23 protein-coding genes and 2 tRNA genes are annotated in these 21,781 nt (G+C 51.6%); 10 read left to right on the top strand and 15 right to left on the bottom strand.

All coding sequences use genetic code 11. The features are described from left to right. Positions 1–298 precede the first annotated feature (298 nt). Entirely contained in the window at positions 299–1,006 is a 708-nt protein-coding gene (locus tag AKG35_RS06855) for a putative 2OG-Fe(II) oxygenase (RefSeq protein ID WP_419177144.1), read from the bottom strand. Positions 1,007–1,353: 347 nt separating this feature from the next. Here AKG35_RS06855 and AKG35_RS06860 point away from each other — a divergent pair, with 347 nt between their 5' ends. Next, positions 1,354–2,400 carry a hypothetical protein gene (locus tag AKG35_RS06860; RefSeq protein WP_157859852.1) on the top strand — a complete coding sequence of 349 codons (1,047 nt, stop codon included), beginning with the start codon at positions 1,354–1,356 and terminating at the stop codon, positions 2,398–2,400. 510 nt (positions 2,401–2,910) lie between these two features. Here the strand turns inward: AKG35_RS06860 and AKG35_RS06865 are convergent. The 4 genes from AKG35_RS06865 to AKG35_RS06875 are packed head-to-tail and all read right to left on the bottom strand — an operon-like array spanning position 2,911 to position 5,965. Then, on the bottom strand, positions 2,911–3,894 hold the full coding sequence (locus tag AKG35_RS06865) for a lysylphosphatidylglycerol synthase transmembrane domain-containing protein (protein WP_011130659.1): 984 nt from the start codon (positions 3,892–3,894) through the stop codon (positions 2,911–2,913). After that, the gene (locus tag AKG35_RS06870) at positions 3,888–5,120 is read right to left on the bottom strand and encodes a LarC family nickel insertion protein (RefSeq protein WP_011130660.1); all 1,233 of its coding nucleotides are present in this window, start codon (positions 5,118–5,120) and stop codon (positions 3,888–3,890) included. The genes AKG35_RS06865 and AKG35_RS06870 overlap by 7 nt, the downstream gene beginning before the upstream one ends. Next, positions 5,117–5,287 carry a hypothetical protein gene (locus AKG35_RS12945; protein ID WP_157859853.1) on the bottom strand — a complete coding sequence of 57 codons (171 nt, stop codon included), beginning with the start codon at positions 5,285–5,287 and terminating at the stop codon, positions 5,117–5,119. The genes AKG35_RS06870 and AKG35_RS12945 overlap by 4 nt, the downstream gene beginning before the upstream one ends. Continuing rightward, positions 5,288–5,965 (bottom strand): hypothetical protein, encoded by a 678-nt coding sequence (locus AKG35_RS06875; RefSeq protein WP_197524582.1) that lies wholly within the window; start codon positions 5,963–5,965, stop codon positions 5,288–5,290. It abuts the gene before it with no gap. 151 nt (positions 5,966–6,116) lie between these two features. Here AKG35_RS06875 and AKG35_RS06880 point away from each other — a divergent pair, with 151 nt between their 5' ends. Then, on the top strand, positions 6,117–6,896 hold the full coding sequence (locus AKG35_RS06880) for a tetratricopeptide repeat protein (protein ID WP_236069564.1): 780 nt from the start codon (positions 6,117–6,119) through the stop codon (positions 6,894–6,896). Here AKG35_RS06880 and AKG35_RS06885 read toward each other — a convergent pair. Beyond that, entirely contained in the window at positions 6,847–7,224 is a 378-nt protein-coding gene (locus tag AKG35_RS06885; protein ID WP_328284550.1) for a hypothetical protein, read from the bottom strand. The genes AKG35_RS06880 and AKG35_RS06885 overlap by 50 nt on opposite strands. Before the next feature lie 19 nt (positions 7,225–7,243). Here AKG35_RS06885 and xth point away from each other — a divergent pair, with 19 nt between their 5' ends. Next, the gene (xth, locus tag AKG35_RS06890) at positions 7,244–8,083 is read left to right on the top strand and encodes an exodeoxyribonuclease III (RefSeq protein WP_011130663.1); all 840 of its coding nucleotides are present in this window, start codon (positions 7,244–7,246) and stop codon (positions 8,081–8,083) included. Between the two features lie 54 nt (positions 8,084–8,137). Here xth and AKG35_RS06895 read toward each other — a convergent pair whose 3' ends face one another. Then, entirely contained in the window at positions 8,138–9,613 is a 1,476-nt protein-coding gene (locus tag AKG35_RS06895) for an FAD-linked oxidase C-terminal domain-containing protein (RefSeq protein ID WP_236069704.1), read from the bottom strand. A gap of 133 nt (positions 9,614–9,746) precedes the next feature. Between AKG35_RS06895 and hemL the strand changes: the two genes are divergently transcribed. After that, positions 9,747–11,048 (top strand): glutamate-1-semialdehyde 2,1-aminomutase, encoded by a 1,302-nt coding sequence (gene hemL, locus AKG35_RS06900; RefSeq protein ID WP_041385125.1) that lies wholly within the window; start codon positions 9,747–9,749, stop codon positions 11,046–11,048. A 202-nt stretch (positions 11,049–11,250) separates the two neighbouring features. On the opposite strand, the gene AKG35_RS06905 is transcribed toward hemL, so the two are convergent. The 4 genes from AKG35_RS06905 to AKG35_RS06920 form a co-directional block, all read right to left on the bottom strand. Beyond that, positions 11,251–12,954, bottom strand: coding sequence for an amidase (locus AKG35_RS06905; protein WP_236069565.1), 1,704 nt, complete (start codon positions 12,952–12,954; stop codon positions 11,251–11,253). 143 nt (positions 12,955–13,097) lie between these two features. Continuing rightward, positions 13,098–13,592 carry a YajQ family cyclic di-GMP-binding protein gene (locus AKG35_RS06910; protein ID WP_011130667.1) on the bottom strand — a complete coding sequence of 165 codons (495 nt, stop codon included), beginning with the start codon at positions 13,590–13,592 and terminating at the stop codon, positions 13,098–13,100. A gap of 89 nt (positions 13,593–13,681) precedes the next feature. After that, positions 13,682–13,966 (bottom strand): hypothetical protein, encoded by a 285-nt coding sequence (locus AKG35_RS06915; protein WP_041384508.1) that lies wholly within the window; start codon positions 13,964–13,966, stop codon positions 13,682–13,684. An 867-nt stretch (positions 13,967–14,833) separates the two neighbouring features. Next, the gene (locus AKG35_RS06920) at positions 14,834–15,748 is read right to left on the bottom strand and encodes an SPFH domain-containing protein (protein ID WP_011130668.1); all 915 of its coding nucleotides are present in this window, start codon (positions 15,746–15,748) and stop codon (positions 14,834–14,836) included. A 112-nt stretch (positions 15,749–15,860) separates the two neighbouring features. Here AKG35_RS06920 and AKG35_RS06925 point away from each other — a divergent pair, with 112 nt between their 5' ends. Beyond that, positions 15,861–16,304, top strand: a complete 444-nt coding sequence (locus AKG35_RS06925) for an NfeD family protein (protein WP_011130669.1) — start codon at positions 15,861–15,863, stop codon at positions 16,302–16,304. A 2-nt stretch (positions 16,305–16,306) separates the two neighbouring features. Here the strand turns inward: AKG35_RS06925 and AKG35_RS06930 are convergent, their stop codons facing one another. The 3 genes from AKG35_RS06930 to ebsA are packed head-to-tail and all read right to left on the bottom strand — an operon-like array spanning position 16,307 to position 18,376. After that, the gene (locus AKG35_RS06930) at positions 16,307–16,825 is read right to left on the bottom strand and encodes a DNA recombination-mediator protein A (RefSeq protein WP_041385128.1); all 519 of its coding nucleotides are present in this window, start codon (positions 16,823–16,825) and stop codon (positions 16,307–16,309) included. 31 nt (positions 16,826–16,856) lie between these two features. Beyond that, on the bottom strand, positions 16,857–17,957 hold the full coding sequence (locus AKG35_RS06935) for a phosphotransacetylase family protein (protein WP_011130671.1): 1,101 nt from the start codon (positions 17,955–17,957) through the stop codon (positions 16,857–16,859). A gap of 32 nt (positions 17,958–17,989) precedes the next feature. Continuing rightward, on the bottom strand, positions 17,990–18,376 hold the full coding sequence (gene ebsA / locus AKG35_RS06940; RefSeq protein ID WP_236069567.1) for a type IV pilus biogenesis protein EbsA: 387 nt from the start codon (positions 18,374–18,376) through the stop codon (positions 17,990–17,992). 20 nt (positions 18,377–18,396) lie between these two features. Here ebsA and AKG35_RS06945 point away from each other — a divergent pair, with 20 nt between their 5' ends. Beyond that, the gene (locus AKG35_RS06945; protein ID WP_011130673.1) at positions 18,397–19,167 is read left to right on the top strand and encodes an SDR family oxidoreductase; all 771 of its coding nucleotides are present in this window, start codon (positions 18,397–18,399) and stop codon (positions 19,165–19,167) included. A gap of 16 nt (positions 19,168–19,183) precedes the next feature. On the opposite strand, the gene map is transcribed toward AKG35_RS06945, so the two are convergent. Then, positions 19,184–20,023, bottom strand: coding sequence for a type I methionyl aminopeptidase (map, locus tag AKG35_RS06950; RefSeq protein WP_011130674.1), 840 nt, complete (start codon positions 20,021–20,023; stop codon positions 19,184–19,186). 622 nt (positions 20,024–20,645) lie between these two features. Between map and rplS the strand changes: the two genes are divergently transcribed. The 4 genes from rplS to AKG35_RS06970 all read left to right on the top strand — a co-directional run bounded on the left by rplS (position 20,646) and on the right by AKG35_RS06970 (position 21,760). Then, positions 20,646–21,044 (top strand): 50S ribosomal protein L19, encoded by a 399-nt coding sequence (gene rplS / locus AKG35_RS06955; protein WP_370521001.1) that lies wholly within the window; start codon positions 20,646–20,648, stop codon positions 21,042–21,044. A gap of 63 nt (positions 21,045–21,107) precedes the next feature. Beyond that, positions 21,108–21,180: transfer RNA gene (locus AKG35_RS06960), tRNA-Trp, on the top strand. A gap of 36 nt (positions 21,181–21,216) precedes the next feature. Continuing rightward, positions 21,217–21,405 (top strand): hyperconserved protein Hcp, encoded by a 189-nt coding sequence (locus tag AKG35_RS06965; RefSeq protein ID WP_006043540.1) that lies wholly within the window; start codon positions 21,217–21,219, stop codon positions 21,403–21,405. 281 nt (positions 21,406–21,686) lie between these two features. Beyond that, a tRNA-Asp gene (locus AKG35_RS06970) sits at positions 21,687–21,760 on the top strand. Positions 21,761–21,781 lie beyond the last annotated feature (21 nt).

Raw genomic sequence — 21,781 nt, forward strand, 5'->3', positions numbered from 1 at the left:
GGGGTTACAGTTGAAATGGGTTCGCCCATTTGGTATACAACCAATGTCCCACTTGGCTAAACACACAATCAAGCAAACTCTCTCTTAGGCCTATACATTGAACGTAGCTTAAGCTCCTTCAAGGCTATTAATACATGGAGCCTCTGATGCTTGGACTTGCCGCTATTGACTCTGATATCAGGCAACGACTAAGCGTCTTTTCTTTTAGCAAAGTTGCAGGGCATGAGTTAATTTCCTCCAGACGATTGGAGCTGTTCATGATCAAGATGAAGCATTAATTTTTCAACCACAAAATTAGCTAAAACCCTTTCGCCTCAGCCCTCTGGGATGAAAGGGACACGTTTCGATTGAACTGAGAGGTGGTCGGCTCATCTTGTGGCTTGGGCTGATCCTTTGTCTTAGGCAATGCCAAAACATTAAAAGCCAATGACCAGCGCTCTCCTTCACCTCGAAAAGGCATCACAGAATGAGGTTGCCATGCGGGGAAAACATAAAACTCACCTGGCACTGGCAAAACATAGTGCGCCATTCCCGTGCGAAAACTTTGGATGTGCCATTCCTCAGGGCCATGAAAACAAAGCTGACCATCAAAACTCTCTGGCCTGATCTGAGATGGCACTTGCAGGAATGCAACACCCGAAAAACTTCCACCATGGGTATGGGTCGGGTTGTAATCACCAGCACGTTGACTGTTCAACCAAACATCCACCATCTGCAGTCGATAGCGGCCTGGTGTCCATGGGCCACGTCCTTGCGGAGGTTGCCGATCAATCACATGACGAATCCAACGTTCACAACCAGGCAAGACAGCTTGATTGCAAAAAATCTGAACTTCTAGTTGATTGAGAGCAAGCTCTCTTTGTTGGTTGAGTTGCCCAGCCAGCTTCAACGATGCATCAGGGCTGTTTTCTGGATTCGCGAGCACCTGAGCCGCAAGACTCTGCAGGCTGCTGAGCACTGAGGGTTCAAGCTGCCCCTTGAGGATGGACCTTGGAAAAAGGTCCATCACTTCGTGATTTAACTTCATTATCTGCAAAACAAGGCGGTAGACCGATGCACGACAGCTAGAGGGCGAATAACGACCCAGGACTTTAATTAAAAAGATTGCAATGGCCTAGCTTTTTAACCCAATGGTAATTGATGAAAACAAGCTTTAACTAGGCCTGCTCAGCCTTAAGGCCTCATGCGTTCACTCGCGTCAATTTGCTTTATCAAGCATTAATCAATATTGCCAAACTAGTGCTATATTATTAAGTTATCTACACGATCTGCAGTTTAGCCATTTTATTGAATAAGTTATAAGGATATTCTTAATCAAGCCTAGGCTTTGTACGAATGCCAATAAGCCCTGATTTGATAACATGGGAGGGTGGCGTTAATCATCTCAATAACAACCTGGCTGGCACGGAAACACTTACTTATTATATTCATAATGCGAGTGGGTACGAGGAAGTTGGTTATGGATATGGCTATACTTACTCCCATTCAACTTATGAAGTAGATTATATAGTCTCTGTATTTAACTCTATAGACACGCATATTGATCTTGACTTCACAAGAGTGTATACATATAGTGGATCTGATTTAGATATATATAATCTTTCTGGTCATAGTGGATGGCGTGACACATATGTAGGTATGACATGGACCATGGGATATGGTGCTTATTCCTGGTTTGATATCGCATGGTTATACACTGGCGACTGGGAATTTGATAGGAACACAATCATCCATGAAATTGGGCATTCACTTGGCTTAGATCACCCAGGTGATAATGGTTACAATCCCGCTTACAATAGTGATGATACTGTGATGTCATATAACGAAGGTCTTAATGGATGGAGTGTAGACTGGACTCAGTCCGATATTGACGCTTTAGTAAGTATTTGGGGAAGAGAAGATGATTACGATTATTTAGATGAACCCATATCAAATCCCTTAGCTGGAGTCCTCTTTGAAGAAGGAGGTGTTTACAGGCTCTATAATTCATTAACCGGAATACACTTATTCTCGTCTAATGAATATGAAATAGATGTCGTCACAGGCCAAGGATGGTTAAACGAAGGCTTGTCTTATAGAACACCAACAGGAGGAGGCGCTAGTCTACATAGGTTCAATGTCCTAGGAGAGGGCAGGCATTTCTATACAGCAAACGACTCTGAAAAAGACCTAATCATGTCCAATCCCGCTACGCAACATTACTATTATGAAGGTGTCGCATTTACTGTATACACTCCTCAGGAAGGTTCTACCGAGGCAGACGGCCTTGCTGTAGTACGGTATTTTAATAATTACACAGGTTCGCATCTTTATTCAACTAATACACAAGAACAAGGTATCCTCAACTCTTCTGCAGAATGGACTAACGAAGGCATTGCGTGGTATGGAGCTGCAGTTTAGCCGCGATACTTGGAGGTGTTATCACTGTGCTATTTAATGGAGCATTAACAAACTAAATCTGACGAGCAAGCTGCTATTCTTTGGATTCAGAGAGAACTTTTTTGTTCAGAAACCTCTACTCTAAAATTTAAGACTCCAGCTATGATTCTATAGCTTGACAGTCATTAAGCGAAATTCTATCCCTAGAATGCCCCAAGAAACCAGAATCTCTCCAGCACTCTCTAACGCAAGGCGCAAGCAACTTCGCAACAAGAAGTGCCGTTGATTCCGATAATTTGACTCAGCCTTTTCAGCCATGCAGAAAGGGTAAAGACCAAACCATGTCGAGCAACAAGGCACACCGATTGGTCTCGACTCAACAACACAGAGAACGTTCTACTTAGAGCCGCAAGATTTATCAATGCTGTCGCTAATCTGAAATCATCAATAAGGGTTTCAGACTTTTATAGACAATTTAATTTTTAAAAACTGAGACATCTCATCACCTCATTGCATGTGCCGTCTGCCTCGCTAATGCACCGTCTGTCGCTTCAATAACGCACGATCCCCAGCAACCGCAGCAGCGGCAAGCCCATCGGCAATCGTTGCGATCACCCTGTAGCAGAGCACCACCGCTAAAAGGGGCGCTTCCGGCACCTCAGAGCCCACTCGCAACAAAAGAGTTGCTTCAAAAACCCCTAGCCCTCCAGGCGCTGCAGGAACGACCAAGCCCACAGTCCAAGCCAAGGCAAACGCTGCCAACCATTCCACCATCGACAAGCTGGTGCTCAGCGAAAACGCCATCACACAACACCAAAATCCAGCAAAGCGAAACGCCACGAAGAGCATCTCCATCGCCAGCGAACTCCAGGGGTAGTCGTCTCGTCCACTGCCCAATGATTCTGCTGAAACAACACCAACCAGACCCTGATCAACCCGATCGAGCTGCTTGGCTTTGGCACGTTCTAAGCGTCTGAACAGGGGCTCTCTCCAGCGAGGTATCAACAACATTGCTGGCAAACAACAGGCCATCGCAAGGCCTGACTGCCAACCTCCGAAGGGAACCCAAAGCAGGGCCGCAACGGCCATGAGCAAGGGCTCGAGCAACACAGACGCCAATGCAGGCCCGGCCCCCAGATGGGGCCTTAACACCCGCATTCGCTCAACCAAATGCCAGATCCCGCCAGGCAGATACTTGAGCAGATTGCTACTCAGGAAAAGGGGAATCAGTGATATTTGCCTGGGTCGATGGCCCAACCAACCCACCAACACTCGCCAAGCGAGTGCATTCACCACGAGGCTCGACCAGCTAATTCCCACGCCAAGCACCAGCCACCAGCAGGCCAGGCCACTCAGGGAAAGCTGACGCAACTGTGCCCCATGGCTGACCAATGCCACCACCACAAAGGCAAGACTTGCGAGCGTGATCCAGAGTCGAAACCCACCTGGGAGAGCCACCTTGCCCAGCCAAAACCTCAAACCCCGCCCATTGCGAATCAAGCCTGAGATCACCATGTCCAATCCTCATCTGCAACAAAATCCTCCGAAGCCAACAACACTTCACGGCGTAACTCCTCCAGAGAATTGCCCGTCTCAATACTGAGGCGAAGGAGATCGTCATGCTCCGGCTTGACAGTGAGGATCCCTTGAGGTCGCCGTACCTGCTTGACACGCACTGAGCCCCATGGCGTGGGACAGGATCCCCCACGACGAGGCAGCAACCACCGCCCATGAGAGTGCTCCCGCAACCCCAGAGTCGTTCCCTGAGAGAACCACACCACTCGCAACCCAGGAGCCTGTTCAGCAGTCACCAATGCCTTCACACTGACCCCCTGGCGACCTTTTTTCATCTGTACTTGCTCAGAAACAACATCCAACGCTCCGGCATCCCGCAACTGATCACTGAAAACGGCAACGTCCTCAGGCGTGGCGTCATCAATCCAGGCTTCCTGCACAACCACCGGCTGCCATCTCAAACCAGCCATCTCTTCTTCAGATCGCTCTCTCTCGAAACCATCGAGCTCACAGATTCGCAGGATGTTTGGGCGATCAAGAGTGCGGTGTCCCAAACCCACTCCAATCGTGTTGATTCTTAGCGAGGGAGGCTGACCAAAGCGCTCTGCCAGCACAGCCATCAAGGCAAGCCCCGTCGGAGTGGTGAGCTCACAAGCCGGGAGGTCATCACCAACCTCGAGGCAGATTTGATGTCTTCGGGCTAGTTCCAAAACGGCCGGGACCGGAACCGGCAAGAAGCCATGAGCTGTTGCCGTCTTGCCTCGCCCCGCCGGAGGTACGGCGCAGACAATCTGTTCGGGAGCCAAGTGCTCAACAGCCGCACAAACACCCACCACATCAACCAAAGCATCGATCATGCCCACTTCATGAAAATGCACCTGCTCGATGGGGTGACCATGAACCGCAGCCTCTGCTTCCGCCAAAGCCTTAAACACCCTCAACACCCTGGCGCGCAAAGGTTCTGACCAATCAGCCTCCATGATCAGCGCTCTGATGTCATGCCAAAGCCGATGAGGAGGCTCCAATTCGATCCCTTCAACGGATAACCTCAGGCCCCTCAAGCCAGCGCTGCGGTCCTCTGCGACCGTAAGGGCATAACCCTGCTCAAGGCCAAGCCCTGCAAGGGGAGCCTCAATCACGGCCCGAGGCACACCCAGATCCAAAAATGCGGCCAGGAGCATGTCACCAGCCAGACCAGTTGGGCAGTCAACAAACAGGGCCGTCATTGCCCCTGAGGAAGTCCCTTGGGAAACTGAACAAACCAAACATGAACAGACTGCCAATACAGCTTGTCGACAGCCAAACCAATAGCAATCACAACGCCTAAATAGACAGCCAATGCAGCGAAGGATCTAACGCCAAGGCTTAAGGAGAAAGGTTGGATCAACGACATTCAGTTATTGGGCTGGCGACCGCGTCCGTCCCGTCGAACAAGGGAACCTCTTCCGCCTCGCCCCTTGCCACCGCGAGTAGGCATCGGCCCCATCACTTCATAGTCTTCAAGGTGAAGCTGCTGCCCACGACGTCGCACCTCCAAACTCACAAAATGACGCAGATTACTGAGGGGCACATCCCCTTTTAATTGCAATTTGAACGGCAATGGTCTACTGCCATCAGCCCTAGGCTTCTGGCGAACCTTCAAAACCAGGTCACCGGTTTCAGGCCTGGTATAGATCAATTCACCACGAATAGAAAAATAGTCGTCCCCTTGAGGAAGCTGATCTTCAGTTTCCAAGCTGGAATCACTCGAACGCTCTGAATCACTTTCATCAAGCAAGGTTTGTTTCAGGGTGCTGGGCTCCCAGATTCCAGAGATCTGTAGATGGAGATGATCCGCTTCGCGGCAGCGGGGATAGACGACCCATAGATGAGGTTGATCCATGGCTAGATGACGACGCATCAAGGTGAGCACCCGGCCTAGGACAACAGCCTCAATCTCAACCCCTTCAGAATCCACCAGGAAACCTCGAGTGAACTGCTCAGAATCTTGCGGCCGATAAGTGCCTCTTACGACACCGATGGCTCTGTACTGCAACGGCTCAGTGGCCGCAGGAATCGGATGGTCGCGCATCGAAAAAAAGGGCATCCACTGGCCCAATTGGAAATCTAGCCAGCATTCGTGAACCGTCCCAGACTGACCAGGTAATTTTCTGCTCGCTGAAGTGCTTAAGCCCGAAAGGATTCTGCCCTCCCGCGGGATGATCCTTCTGATCACTGGGCTCATGACCGCCTCAGCACTGGCATGGTTTGGAGCTCAATTGATCGCACCTGAGTCAAGAGCTCTTGGCAATCGGGAGATCCTCAATCGGCAGGTGAAAGATCTGCTCGATCAACAAAATAATGGTGATCTGAACACAGAAGAACAGCAGAAGCTGCTGGAGCGATTGCTGGTCCTAGGCCGCAACGAGGAGGCAATGACCCAAATTGAACTGCTAATGGCCAGGCAGCCAAAAACCTGGTTATGGAAGTTGATGCTCGCGGAACTAAAGCGCGAGCAGGGAGATCGCGATGGAGCCCAGAAGGACATCAACCAGCTAATAACCATCCAGCCTCACAACCTCGAGGTCCTGCAATTGAAGATCTTGCTTGACCTAGAGGCCGGGAGAGAAAAAGCAGCCGTTGCTGAACTCAAAAAGAGATTTGGGTCAAAAACAAAAGGCAAGCGCATACCGATAGGGCTTCTCCTGGCAGATTTGCAGCGCCAGACAGGACAAACCAAGGCTGCCGCTGCGCTCTATCGCGTTCTATCGAATGAGTCACCAACAGACGCACGTCCCTTGCTCGCTCTTGCTCTCATGCGGCAGGAGCAAGGCCAAGACCAGCAAGCACAAACTCTGCTTCAAGAAGCTAGAGAACGCCGTAACAAACCAGGCGAAGCGGATCCCTTGATTGATGGCCTGGCGAGTCAGTGGAGGCTTAACTCAATCCGCACAAAAGGTTCAAACACTGTCCTCAGGGCTGATTCGCCGAAGCCTCAGAACTCTCCAATTCCAGGGCCTTGAGGGCTGCATCGATTGCATCAGAAGGAGCTGTGGCATCGTCCATTGCTGTGGACCTTCGCAAACGATTCATAAGGTCCATCGGATTGGTGGCATCGAGAATCGTTCCTTTGTCGTTGTTCCCCGGAACGGTGTTGTAAAGATCACGCTCCTGAGGTGTCTGATAGTCACCTGAAAGCTGTGCTTCAGCACGATCGACAACTGTTGTCAGGCTGAGCAAGGCAATTGGCAGTGCAGCCAAACCAAGCTTGCGAAAGGGATTAAGACCTAAGGGGGCTTGGTTGATCAATGACGCATCCCCAAGTTCAGTAAGGCTAATGCTAATTGTCATGGTCAGATTTTCATGACCTGTGCAGATCGCTACCTGGAACGTCAACTCAATTCGCACCCGCCTCGATCAGGTGCAAGCTTGGCTAAAGGATGCCCAACCCGATCTGCTTTGCCTCCAGGAGACCAAAGTGGATGATCCGCTGTTCCCTCACGAGGTCTTTGAAGCTCAGGGCTATCAAGTGCACTTTCACGGACAGAAGGCCTACAACGGCGTTGCAATCGTTAGCCGCCAACCTCTCGAAGATGTGCGCCGGGGCTTCACTGGTGAGCTCCCAGAGGATGCCGAAGCCTTGCAACTGGGAGAGCAAAAGCGCGTCATCAGCGCGCTCGTTAACAACATTCGTATCGTCAATGCCTACGTTCCCAACGGTTCAGCTCTGAAATCGGAGAAATATCCCTACAAACTCGAATGGCTGAGCTGCCTAAACCGCTATCTGTGTGCACAAGCGAAACGGGATGAACCCCTCTGCCTCGTTGGGGATTTCAATATCGCCTTGGAAGCAAGAGACATTCATCATCCCGAACTACTAACGGGAGGGATTATGGCTAGCGAGCTTGAAAGAGAGGCTCTTCTAAAGGTTTTAGGAGACCGGCTCCACGACGTGTTCCGCGTGTTCGAACCAGATGCCAACCATTGGAGCTGGTGGGACTATCGAAGTGGTGCCTGGGACCGTGATCAGGGTTGGCGTATTGATCACATCTACCTATGCGATGAGCTTCTCAGTCAGGCCAGAAGCTGTGTGATTCACAAGCATCTAAGGGGCCATGAAAAGCCTAGTGATCATGCCCCGGTAAGCGTAGATCTCAACTGGACTCCAACTGATGACGATGAGGAGATGTCGGAACTGTTCAGCAATTGAAGGACATGATTCTTTAAGGCAATAGTCGCAGTCAAGGATTCATCTGCGGAGCAGTCAGAATGCCTTGGCTTCTGAAGGCATCTCAAGACCTTCTGAAGTCAAGATGACCTGGCGCCGAGCCGACTCACCACAGCTTTTTGGAGTGGGGAAAATTTTGTCAGGATTGGCCCGTCCATCTGGATCGAAGGCTCTTCGTAGCAGTTTCATTGTGGACAGATCATCCGCTGCAAACATCCAATCGAGATAACAGCGCTTATCAGCCCCAACCCCATGTTCACCAGTGATGCTGCCGCCAACATCAAGACACTCACGCAGAATGGCTGACCCCAGATCCCGAACACGAGACTCCACATCAGGCGTGTCTGCGTTGTAGAGGATTAAAGGATGCAAATTGCCATCGCCAGCATGAAAAACATTGGCCACCGGCAACTCATACTCCCGACTAAGCCTCTCTATTGCCATTAGCACCCTCGGCAAAGTACTGCGTGGCACGACACCGTCCTGCACGTAATAGGTGGGTGAAATCTGCCCAACCGCAGCAAATGCTGACTTGCGTCCCTTCCAAAGCAAGGCACGGTCAGCAGGCTCTTCTGCACGACGAATGGTCCTCGCTCCTGCCTTGCTACAAAGTCCACTGGCCTGGTCTGCGGCCACAGTGACTTCCGCCGCCTGACCATCGAGCTCGATCAGCAGCACAGCCGCGGCATCACGAGGGTATTCGTCGAAGCCAAACAGATCATTGACTGCATTAATCATGAAGTTGTCCATGATCTCCATACCCGCAGGTAAAACTCCGGCAGCGGTGACCTGGCAGACCGCCTCGCCAGCAGACTCCATGGTGGGGAAATCTGCAAGCAGCACAGTCACATGTTGCGGCGCCCGCAAGAGCCGCAGAGTGATCGCTGTGGCGATCCCCAGGGTGCCTTCGCTGCCAATAAAGGCCCCACGCAGGTCGAGCTCCGCATGCTCCGGCAGTCCACCACCGAGAAGGGTCACCGTTCCATCAGCAAGCACTACTTCAAGCCCCAGAACATGATTACTGGTGACGCCATATTTGAGACAGTGCACACCACCGGAGTTCTCGGCCACATTGCCACCGATGCTGCACACCACCTGACTGGAAGGATCAGGGGCGTAATAAAACCCTTCCCCAGCGACCGCCCGAGTCACCCAACTATTGATCACTCCTGGCTGCACCGTAATGGTGTGGTTATCAAGGTCCATCGAAAGGATCCTGCGCATGCGACTGGTCACCACCAACAGCGCCTCTTGCTCCACTAATGCACCTCCCGAGAGCCCCGTACCACTACCCCTAGCGACAAAAGGGATGCTATGGCGATGACAACAAGCCAAGATCTGAGACACCTCCTCAGTGGTCTCGGGCAACACTGCCAAAGGAGGACAATGACGATCGATGGTTAACCCGTCACAGTCGTAAACGAGCAACTCTTGCCGCTTGGAGACCACCGACTTCTTCGGCAAAAATCGCCTTAAGTCCCTGTCTAGAGCAGTCCAGTCGTGGGACACCATGCCCGCGCATCTGTCCAACAACCTAGGCAGCAAACCCTGAAGTAAACGGATGGCCTGACACAGTTCATCCGCTTCTGACCTTTTTGGGTCAAGATGGCGAACGGTTCGTATCAGCCACTTGGCTTCGGTCCCTGTGACAGCTTCAGCCTTGAACACCACCCGCTCCCAGGCGATTTTCAGCGCCGCCCAGCGCTTAATGCCTGGTGGCGTTAGTTCTCCAGTGCGAGCATTCCGCTCCGTAGGCGGTCAACCGATCGTGTTTGACCGCGTAAAGGGTGCCTACGCCTGGGACGTCGATGGCAATCGCTTCATCGACTACATCGGCAGCTGGGGGCCCGCAATCTGCGGCCATGCCCACCCAGAAGTCATCGTCGCTCTACAAGATGCGCTTGAAAAGGGCACAAGCTTTGGTGCCCCATGTGAGCTAGAGAATCAACTAGCCGAAATGGTGATCGACGCCGTGCCCAGCGTCGAGATGGTCCGTTTTGTGAATAGCGGCACTGAGGCCTGCATGTCTGTACTGCGCCTCATGCGCGCATTCACTGGCCGCGACAAGCTCATCAAATTCGAAGGCTGCTATCACGGCCACGCCGACATGTTTTTGGTGAAAGCTGGATCCGGGGTGGCAACTCTCGGTCTACCCGACTCACCAGGGGTGCCCCGCAGCACCACAAGTAACACCCTTACTGCGCCCTACAACGACCTCGAGGCAGTCAAAGAGCTGTTTGCCGAGAATCCTGACGCAATCAGCGGGGTGATCCTTGAGCCGGTCGTAGGAAATGCCGGATTCATTACTCCAGAGCCTGGTTTCCTGGAAGGTTTACGAGAACTCACCCGTGAACACGGAGCCTTGCTTGTATTTGATGAAGTCATGAGCGGTTTCCGCATCAGCTACGGAGGTGCTCAGGCCCGCTTTGGCGTCACGCCTGATCTAACCACCATGGGGAAAGTGATCGGTGGTGGGCTACCCGTTGGTGCTTATGGCGGCAGAGCCGAGATCATGGAGATGGTGGCCCCCGCAGGCCCCATGTACCAAGCCGGCACGCTGAGTGGCAACCCGCTGGCCATGACGGCTGGCATCAAGACCCTTGAGCTACTTAAGCAAGAAGGCACCTATGAGCGCCTAGAAAGCACAACGGAGCGCTTAATTAAGGGCATTCTCGAAGCAGCCAAAGCAGCAGAGGTTCCCATTACGGGCAACAGCATCGGTGCGATGTTCGGCTTCTTCCTTTGCGAAGGCCCAGTACGGAATTTCGAAGATGCCAAAGCAACCGATACCGAACTCTTCGGCAAGCTGCATCGGGCCATGCTCGAAAGGGGCATCTACCTAGCCCCAAGTGCCTTCGAAGCAGGCTTCACATCCCTTGCCCATTCCGAAGCAGACATCGAAACCACCCTGAAGGCATTCCGCGAGAGTTTTGCAGCAGTGGCATGAACAGACAACAAAAATAGAGAGCTGTTCTTACAGCTCTCCTGGGCAAATACAAACAAGCAGAAGCCAAGGTGCTACATCTAGAACTAAAAGTTTAGAAGCAAGAGTTAATTCAATTCTCGTTTTTTTAGCAAGCCCTAATTCTGCCTGTGTTTGCGGAGCAAAAGCCTCTCAAGAACAGGAAAAAGCTGGATAAATAGAGCAGTTATTCACAAGCTTGGACAGACTGTTGATTTGCTTGAGCGAATTTTTGCGTTTGCTTCTCAAAAAACCTTTGATAAGCAACTGGATCAATATTCTGACCATTAGCATCCTTTAGGAACTGCTTATAACTATGCCAACCAGCCTGAGTAATAAAGTAATTGATTCCTTGAACACAAACATCCTCGAAAGGAGAATCATTATTACCTGCGTTCAATTCAGGCAAAGGCCTGTCTGGAAGACCAGAAGAATAAGCCTGCGCAAGGCCGATCAAATCCCCCTCTCCATATTGAAAACCAATCAACTCAAAGCCGATCGGCATCGCTGGAGTTGCCGATGTCCAACCAGCAATTAAAGCAATTGCCGGCAATCCGGAGTTTGATGCCACAGGCGATTCCGTTGTGGCTGTGCGATACATATCATCGTAATAGCTTGGGGGTTGCCAAGAACTAAGTGGCATTAGCAAAGCATCAATGCCATCTTCTCGCATCAATCCCTCTACATAGTTTCTATTCTTCTCAAAAGTCTTTAATGCAGAATCATATCGATCGCTGTACTTTGGCGCAATACTTTCCATATACCCTATGCAGGCTTTCTCGCCTAGCCGTGTGCGACCAGATAAACATATGTCCTGAAGGCTCCTTCTGGTCGAAGCAAAAGAACCTAGGTATTGATCAATATCTTCCGCCTCGCCCGCCATATTATTGTCTCTGTTCGTGTCGAATAAGGGCAGATTGATTTCAACAAGTGACGCACCCTTTCTCTCAAGCCTGGCTTTGACCTGATTGAATAGAGCCATTGAAGTCTTGTCGGTGGCGTCAAAGACCTCATTGCCTGCAACACTGCGAATCACGCCAATTCGCATTCCATCAAGGGAAGCAGTTTTTAAATTATTTGCATAGGAATCTGTGCGCGGTACTTGTTTCGTAAAATGATCATCAGGATCAGATGTGCTTGCTATCGCAGCAAGGCCAAGAGCAAGATCAGGAATCGACCTTGCCATCACTCCTGCCACTCCATCCAGGTTGCCTCTCGGGAGAATTCCTGAATGACTAATCAGCCCCGTGCTTGGACGAATGGCATAAACCCCGTTGAAGACTGCAGGCACTCTGACCGAGCCACTATTATCCGTACCGATCCCTAACACAGCAAAGTTCGCACTCACTGCAACCGCAGAGCCTCCACTTGAGCCACCGGAATTTTGATTAGGGTCATAAGCATTGCCAATCCTTCCGCTACGACCACTAATTCCTTCCCCACCAGAAGCAAATTCATCCATAGCGGCTTTACCAATAATGATGCCGCCAGCGGCTCGTAATTTATTAACCAAAAAAGCATTACTGATTGGCTGAGAGCCAAGCAAAGCCAACGACCCAGAAGTGGAAGGAGTGTCAACGGTATCAATGTTGTCTTTAACAGCAATCGGGATGCAATGCAAAGGGCCAATCAATTTATTGCTTTGTTTAAAATGCCTATCCAGAGCCTTTGCCTGCCTGACTGCATTCGGATTAAGTGCAACAAATGCATTAAGCGGAGCTCCTCTTTCGAGGCTAAAATTATACTTCTTTATCCGATATAAATACCTCTGAATTAATTGCTCACAATCAATCTCTCTCTCTTTAAAAGCATCATGGATGGATTCAATTGTAGACTCCTTAATCCCAAATTTCTGACTACCAAACTGGTTGCCCATAGACTTCTCAGCCATAAGACAAGTCATGCTCAGAGCAAGCGCAAGCCTTATGCCTTGGTTAAATATCTTCGACCCCTTCGAATGATTCACGTCTAATACTTAAACAAGAATTTTACTGCCACTACTATACACACAGCAACATTCGCAAGAGTGTTTTATTATCGATAATTTTCAAATTGAAGCGGCACATCTAAATCATCTTCCTTGCTTTTGACTAACTGAATCGCTGCTTGCAGATCATCCTTGTTTTTGCCGGTGATCCGCAAACTCTCTCCTTGAATCGCCACGGTCACCTTCTTGAGCTCATCGCGCACGGACTTACTCAACTTCTTGGCGATCTCCTGGCTTAAACCCTTGCGCAGCCTCACCACCTGCTTCACCCGGCTGCCACCAACCGCCTCCGGCGTCTGAAAATCGAAGATTTTGAGTGAGAGGTTGCGTTTGGTGGCCTTAGCTCGCAGCACGTCCTCTACTGCCTGCAGCGTCATATCGCTAGCAGTGGTGATCAACACTTCGCTCTCTGTTAACTCGATCTCAGTATTTGAATCCTTAAGGTCGTAGCGCTGTCCAACATCCCGACGGACCTGATCCAACGCATTCACCAACTCCTGGCGATCAAAGTCCGAGACAACATCAAAGGAATAGGTCGCCATATCTAGAAACGGTTCTGAGCTCAACCTACCCAACATCTCAGCAAGACCAGGTCCAACTCGGCCTGATCTTGCTCGTATGAGCGAAAGACTCAGGATTCTTTGCGGTTTACCCCGATAGCGAAGCCTGCAACCAAGCCAATTCCAGCGCCACCCATCCCAGTCATCAACGCAAAACGATGCTGCGCGGTCATCTGGCCAACGAAGTGAACACCAGCTGCAATCACTCCAAGTCCGCATGCAATCACAAGAACCACATCCAAATTCGCGGGCTTCTTGATCACAGATGAGCCTCCTTCGCTGACCTTGCGGACCTTGGCCTGCGCTTCATCAATCTCCTGCTGGAATTTTTCCAGGTCTCTCTTTGGGTCGTCCATCTCAAATCAAGCGAAGGAGGCGTTGGCGCTGCGGAATTCCGATCGCCCCAGGCGTTGCCAGAAGTGGATCAATCCCTTCACCACTGCCTAATACAAGGTCCGCTTCTAAACAGAGAGGTCTCTACCATCAATCAACCCACTAACGGTATTGACACAGCCTAGAGAACCTTTGTGTTGAGGAACTGAGCATTTTCAGGCCCCTACTTAAGGCAACTACCTCCTCACCGTTCACCGGTCGTTCTCGGTTCCTTGGCCAACATCCAGGCGAAGCGCATTACTGCTGAGAGCGATATTTAAAATATATGCCAGAGACAAGAAAGCCTGCGAACTAAGCCCAACAAAACAGCTTTGCATCCTTCAGCCAACTCAATTGAAGCGCTAGTGAATCCCCCAGTGATCAGCCTGAGGTTTCCATTCTCCTAGAACCGATTGATCCCCATCACCCGGCCATGCAGAGAGTAGTGACTATTTAGGGATCTGTCATGAGCAGAAAAACTGCTCATGGTGCTTCTTTTGCCACTAAGGCAAGTAACAACTACTACATATGGAGATGGCGGGAACTCTCGAACAGGCAGGGTTGAATGGCCCCTCATGATCCAATAACGAGAAAAAGTCCCATCAGCGAGGCCCGGCCTCATCAGCAAGGGCTTTTTGGTTGCTTCTCATGATTTAGATCCTGCAGCAAAGTTCCCTAGCCAACCCTGCTGCAGGATCTAAATCCAGCGCAAGGGATGGCTTCTCTGCTTAAAACTCAAGGCAACCGGCACGCACACTCACAAAAAAGAACCCTTTGAACCTCATGACCAATAACCCTGACCTAGCCGAGTGCTTGAGAGCTAAACCAGCTAGCGAACAGCCATAACAAACTCAGCTATCTGATTTCTGAAAAGCCTTGAGTGCCGAAAGCAAAGCAGCTGGGCTTTGAGGATCAACCATCAAGACACTTCCTGCTGGTGCAGCAGCCATCTGCTCGCCCATAGCCATCCATTCTTTAGCCAACAAAAGCCTCAAAGCCTCCTCTGCTCTGGGGCTGGCCTCCAAAGCCCGAGCAATCTCCAGGGCGGCTTCCGCCTTGGCGCGAGCAAGGGTTGACTGCTGCTTTGCCTGGGCTTCAGCTTCTAGTAAAAGGGCTTCCTGCTGAGCGCGAGCATCTAATACCAAGGCTTCAGCATGACCACGAGCCTCATTGAGCTGAGCCTCTTTCTCGCCCTCAGAACGAAGAATGGCAGCACGTTTTTCCCTCTCTGCTGTCATCTGCTGTTCCATCGCTTGCTGCACCCCTCGCGATGGAACAATGTCTCGCATTTCCACTCGCGTGACTTTGACCCCCCAGGGATCTGTGGCCTCATCCAACTCCCTAAGAAGGCATTCGTTCACTTCTGTACGGGTGGTAAATGTCTGGTCAAGATCAAGCTTGCCCATCTCGGCTCGGATCTGAGTGAGAACGAGATTCACCATCGCCGCCTGCAGATTATCCACCGAGTAATAAGCACGAGAGTGTTCAAGTAGCTGCCAATACACCACCGCATCCACCTCGATCGAAACGTTGTCACGAGTGATGCATTGCTGAGGAGGAATATCCAAAACTCTCTCCTTCAACGACTCGTAACTGACCACCTTTTCAACCATGGGGAGAACAAAAGAAAGGCCAGGCTGCAGTTCACGATCGAACTTGCCGAGCCGCTCCACCAAGCGCGAGCGTCCACCACTCGTAATTTTGACACTGCCACTTCCCAACAAGGCAACTAGCAAGAGAGCTGGCAAACCAAGAAACGCTTCCACAATGTTCTTCCTGTGTAGGCAAAACCTAGGTCCGTAAACGAACCACGGCAAAGCCCTTCCAAACAGCTTTCTCTTCTCCAAAGTAGATAGAGAAAGCCCTGCACCCTATCCCTTGCCTTCGCCCACCTGGATTCCTCTGATCTGGCTCGCCGTAGCTGGCCTACTCCTAGCCATTGAGCTGGCTCAACCGAGCTTCGATGGCCTGATGTTCGCAGCGCTTGGGGCCTTAGTGGTATCGATTTTGGCTGCAATCACTCCCATGCCACTGATTTTGCAGATGATCTTCTTTCTGCTGATCACGGTTTTAGGGACTCTCTGGCTGACTCGTTGGTCAGCCCGCCGCAACCCCAGTCCAGATGGGCTTCGCCAACGCGAGGATATCGCCGAAGTGCTGACGCCAATCAAAGCTGGAGGAGATGGGCGTGTGCGTTGGCATGGGCAAAGCTGGGCCGCCAGTTCGATCGACCTGGAGACTCCAATAAACGCCGGTGATCAGGTCGTGGTAATGGGCCGTGAAGGCACACAACTACAGGTTCTGCCACTGCCGCGTCGCTGAACTCAATCAAAGAACAAAAGACTCACAACCTTGCCCATATCCTCAGCAGTACGACAACTGGTCAATAACGTCTCACTGTCATGGAAAGCAAAGCAGATCAATTGGTCACAGCGACTGATGATCTCCTGATTGCAAAGACTGCTAGCCATAGGTAACGACAGCTCATCGTGCTCAGGTTTTTCGATGAGATGAAGCACAGAGTCGAGCTGATCGCGAATCTCAGGAGCTTGACGATCAAGGCTCTGGGGAAGCAACACAGTGAGGCAAGAGGCATCCGCCTCCAATACCCCACGGATCACCGCGGCATTCACCCCCTGTGAACCGGAGGTGATCAGAGAATGACCCTCTTGCGCAAGGGAGCGCGCCATCAATTCAACAAGATGAATCGCGACCACCGGCACATGGCGACTGCCAAGCATGGCAATGCGGCGCTTGCCCTTGTCCTGCAAGAGGGCCAGCTCTTGGGCAAGGGTATCGACCCGATCAAGGTCAGGGAGATCCAGAGACTGACTCAAGGACATCCCCATGACGATGGATCGAAGCTAGCAGTGGTCATCGACCCTGCATAGGCAACCCCAGAACATCAAACAAACGGTCCAAGTCACAGTGTTCATCCACCAATCGGAAGGAATAGGTTGCTTTAACGGCCTCATGCAGTCGCACATGACCAAAGGCCTGCTCAATCACTTCCACGGTAGACAGTGTGTCGTGATCCACCTTGAGTAAAGGAACCTCAAGTTCTTCTGCCCTACTAATCAACTGCGGCAAAGGTTGCCCTGCACCAGTGAGGATCAAGCACTGAGTCGAAGCCTCGAGGGCCGCCAACTGAATATCAGTACGGTCAGCACCAGTCACCACAGCCATGTTGCGACGACAACGGAAAAAGTCCATGGCGGAATTCACATTCATGGCTCCGATACTGAGAGTCTCAACCAGAAGCTCAAGTCGCTCAGAGCAACAGATCACCCGGGCTCCTAGGCGCCTAACCAACTCACCCACAGTCACGCTGCGCAAGAGTGGCGAATGGGGCATCACTCCGAACACCGCCAGTCCAAGGGCCTCCAGGGCAGGCACCACATTGGTTTCTAGATCATCAATTTCATCTGGTTTTACCGCATTCAAAACGATGCCCACCAGATGATCTCCAAGCTGCTCCTTCGCCGCTAACAAAGCATCGACGCTGCAGCTGTCCTGCCAGAGATGCACCAGCACGACGCGGGCATCCAAGCCATGGGCCAGCTGACCAAGACTAAGACCGTAAAGCAGGCCTTCATGCAAACTACCGGCTGCCTCAAGAATGGTGAGGCCCTGAGCATGAAGATCGAGCTGTTTGCATAGGTCCTCAAATCCTTTGCCAGCATCGATTTGAGACATGGCCAAACGGTGATCGGCCGTTGCCTTTGCCAGGAGATGCAAAGAGGGAATCAGCTGATGCTCAGACAAACCCAGGGTTGCACCAACAAAACGAACATCATCATCAATTAAAGGTTCGGGCAGAGGGGAAACTGCGGGATCCCATTCCACACTCGTGGCCAAAGGCTTCCCAAAGCGAATGGGCTGATTCGCCGCTATCAACTGGCGAGCGAGACCAAGAACCAATGCCGATTTACCACTGAATGGCTCACAAGAGCCAATCAGCAAGGTCTTGCCCATCAGTGGACTCCGTGTTCCTATAGCTGAGCAATTTAGGCGTCCCCCACAGACTCTTCAGAACCCAACAGCAGCCACTTCCAGAATCGATTGGGCAGGTCTCCGTCTCCCTGCCCCCCAAACTCAGGCCAGTCCATCAACCATTCCACAAGTTGATGCGTAGACACATCAAAGGTGTAGGTCAAAGCTTGGATGTCTGGGAAACACAACTGACAAGAACACAGCTCCAGTGGCGACCTAGCTCCCTGCCAACGAAGAGTGAAGCGATGAACACGACCACCTTGAAGAGGTCGCTCTCCTTTCAATGAGCTCTGAGCCAAGAGCCGCAGGGCTCGCTGCAAATCAGCCTGCCTGGAAAGGCCACCGCAATAGGGTGCAAACAAGGCCAATTGGGCCGCTTCGGAGGGAATTGGCAACGTCAACTTGAAGCTCACACCAAAGGATGCCCCAAGCTGAAGAAATGGGACAGATCACAACTCTCAACAACCATTGGTCAAACTGCCGCATCGGCATCACTGGAGCCAGTGGAAGTCTTGGCAGGGCTCTAACCCAAAAGTTGCGCTCTCGGGGAGCTGTTGTGATCGGATTGACCCATGGACCGATTCCCTCCGCAGAGCCATCAGACGATGCACCCCAGGAATGGGTGCAATGGAAATGCAGCCAAGAAGCATCCCTCAAAAGCACCCTTGTGAGCCTTGACGTGCTCGTGCTCAATCACGGCATTAACCCGCAGGGACGTCAGACACAGAAAGACATCAAAGCGGCATTAGAGGTGAATGCTCTGAGCAGCTGGCGCTTAATGGAACTCTTTGAAAGCCTCGCCCTCAACGCAGAACCATCCATACGCCCCCGCGAGCTATGGGTGAACACATCAGAAGCTGAAATCCAACCAGCCCTCAGCCCCACCTATGAAATCAGCAAGCGGTTGATCGGTCAGCTGGTCAGCCTGCGCTGGAACAACCTCACCTCGAATCAACGCAAAGTCTTCAAAATCCGCAAGCTTGTACTTGGCCCCTTCCGCTCAGAGCTCAATCCAATCGGATTAATGTCTGCTGATCTAGTAGCCAGCCAAATTGTTCAACAAGCCGACCTTGGCCTCAATCTGATCATCGTCACCCCCAACCCTCTCACGTATCTACTGATGCCCCTGACCGAACTAGGGCGAATGATTTACTCCCGATTGTTAGGTAGTGGATCCACAGACAATCAATAACAAGTCGACTCCAGCATTAGTCGCCCCGATCAGTGAGGATGTCGCAGCCATCTGAGGTGACCACGATGGTGTGCTCCCACTGAGCCGAAAGACTGCCGTCTTGAGTCACAACAGTCCAGCGATCTTTAAGTGTGCGGCAAGCCTTACTGCCAGCATTGAGTATCGGCTCGACGGCCAAAGTCATCCCTGAACGCAAAGTGATATTGGGCAAGTCATCCGTGCGGAAGTTGAAAACGGAAGGCTCTTCATGCAAGTTACGACCCACACCGTGGCCGGTGTAATCCTCCACCACGCTGTAGCCATGAGCCTTGACATGATCCTCAACAGCTCCTGCGATATCAAGAAGAGTGTTGCCGGCTCGAATCTTAGAGAGCCCTGCCATCAAGGACTCTTGGGCCACGCGACTAAGTTTCTGCCCAGATTCAGGCACCTCCCCAACGCAAATGGTGATGCAACTGTCACCGTGATATCCCTCGTAGTAAGCCCCGGTGTCGACTTTGAGAAGATCCCCGGACTTGATCACTCGCTTAGGGCCTGGAATGCCATGCACAACTTCATTGTTGATGCTCGCGCAGATCGAGGCAGGGAAGCCGTGATAGCCCTTGAAACTAGGGGTTGCGCCCATCTCACGAATCCTGCGCTCGGCATAAACGTCAAGATCAGCAGTCGTCTGGCCAGGCTCGGCCATCTCCATGATCTCGCGCAGAACCGTGGCCACGATGTGGCTTGCCTTGCGCATGATCGCCAACTCCCTTGAAGACTTGATTTCCACTCCTCGACGCTGTTGTATTCGAGGCCCTGTAGCCGTTGCGCGCGCCTCTGAAGTTGAGGCCAGCAGATCAGCGAAGAGGTTCATAGGGCTGAAGAAAAACTGATATGAGAAATCAAATGAACGGTTATCGGCTCTGCCCGACTTCCATCTTTCCATTCGTCACGCTATCAATCTTTGTCCTAGGAACGGCGCGAATGAACCGCTTCAAGCAACCCTGCTAGCCGCATCGCTGGCTTGCTGGGTCCATGAGTGGTGATTTCTTTGCTGATCACAAGATGAATTCATGAGGCACATATCCCTTGTTGCGTCACTGGCAAGAAATGTCCGATAAACAAAGTCATTGGCTAAGAATGACCACCGTGCATGAAGGTGAATGTCCTGCTCCCAAGCTGAGCTAAAGGAGGTTCTACGCCATGCCCTTTAACTGCTATGGATACTGATCACAGGCGCAAGAATGCTGCCGAAGGCTTCCTGACTAAGTGAAATTCCCAGAAAGCTTGTGAGCTGACCCCTCGCAATGGCCAAGCATCGACTAAGGAGCTTTCACCGCCAAGCAATGGCAAAACTACTCAAGGCAAGAATGATCAGCAGGTAGAGTTGTCGTTTGGCTAGTTAACCCGGAGCTGGGATGACGGCGGATTCGAAAGACACCTCCATGAGCGAAGACAACACTGAAACGGCAACAGCAATTGAGAACAGCTCAGCCATGGTGACTGATGTAACAAGCAAAAGTGCCCCAAACGTCAGGCTCAGCCCTGACGCCCTGATCAAAGAGTTCGAGGCCTCACAGCAGAAAAGTGATTTAAATGACATCTACGTGGGAGACACCGTCCGAGTAGGAGTACGCATCAGTGAAGGCAATAAGGAACGGATCCAACCCTATGAGGGTGTTGTTATTGCAAAGCGCCACGGCGGAATTCATGAAACCATCACCGTGCGCAGGATCTTCCAAGGCATCGGTGTCGAGCGTGTTTTCATGCTGCATAGCCCTCAGGTGGCCTCCATCAAGGTGGAGCGGCGAGGTAAAGTGCGAAGAGCGAAGCTTTTCTATCTGCGGGAACGGGTGGGTAAGGCCACCCGCGTGAAGCAGCGCTTCGACCGCTGAGGTTTCGGCCTCGTTCAATCCAAATACCATCACCTCTTTGATGGTCGACGGGTCCATCGCCTTGCGCCGTTAGTTCAGTTGGTAGAACGCAGGTCTCCAAAACCTGATGTCGGGGGTTCAAGTCCTCCACGGCGCGTCCGATGGCCCATCCTGCAGTTTCCTCGTTCCGAGAATGGAGTTAGATCTTCAACCTGGTGATGTCGTCAAAGTGCTCGAGTCAGCCGCTCTTGGTTGGGTTCGTGCACGCGTCATTCGAGTCAAATCTGGTGGTCGTGTGGTCGTGCAAAGCGATCAGGGACGCGAATTCACAGCCCGCGGGAACCAAGTACGCCTAATCGAACCCGCAGGATTCCGTCCCTAATCAGAGGGACAGTGATTCCAACTTTTCGACTTGCTCTCTATCTGAGTTCCCTACCTAAAACACCACTAGGGATGTCTTTATTTCGTCATCGAGAACAAGCGTCCCAAAAAGCAGATCCGAAGTCTTCAATTTCATTCGAATCGATCCATCCTCAAAAGGATCACAAGACCACCGCCAGCGAGTTGACGGCAGGCAGGGCAGAGGTTGATACTTTCTTGGTCGCATAAGCGACACAGGTCAGCTTCCATGCGGCGAGCTCCCGACTGGACCTGAACTCATCTGGGACCGTAGTTCAATTGGTTAGAGCACCGCCCTGTCACGGCGGAAGTTGCGGGTTCGAACCCCGTCGGTCCCGTTCTTATTCCTAATCCTGAGA

Origin of the sequence: Prochlorococcus marinus str. MIT 9313 (assembly GCF_000011485.1) — a bacterium.
In the GTDB taxonomy this organism is placed as follows: domain Bacteria; phylum Cyanobacteriota; class Cyanobacteriia; order PCC-6307; family Cyanobiaceae; genus Prochlorococcus; species Prochlorococcus marinus_D.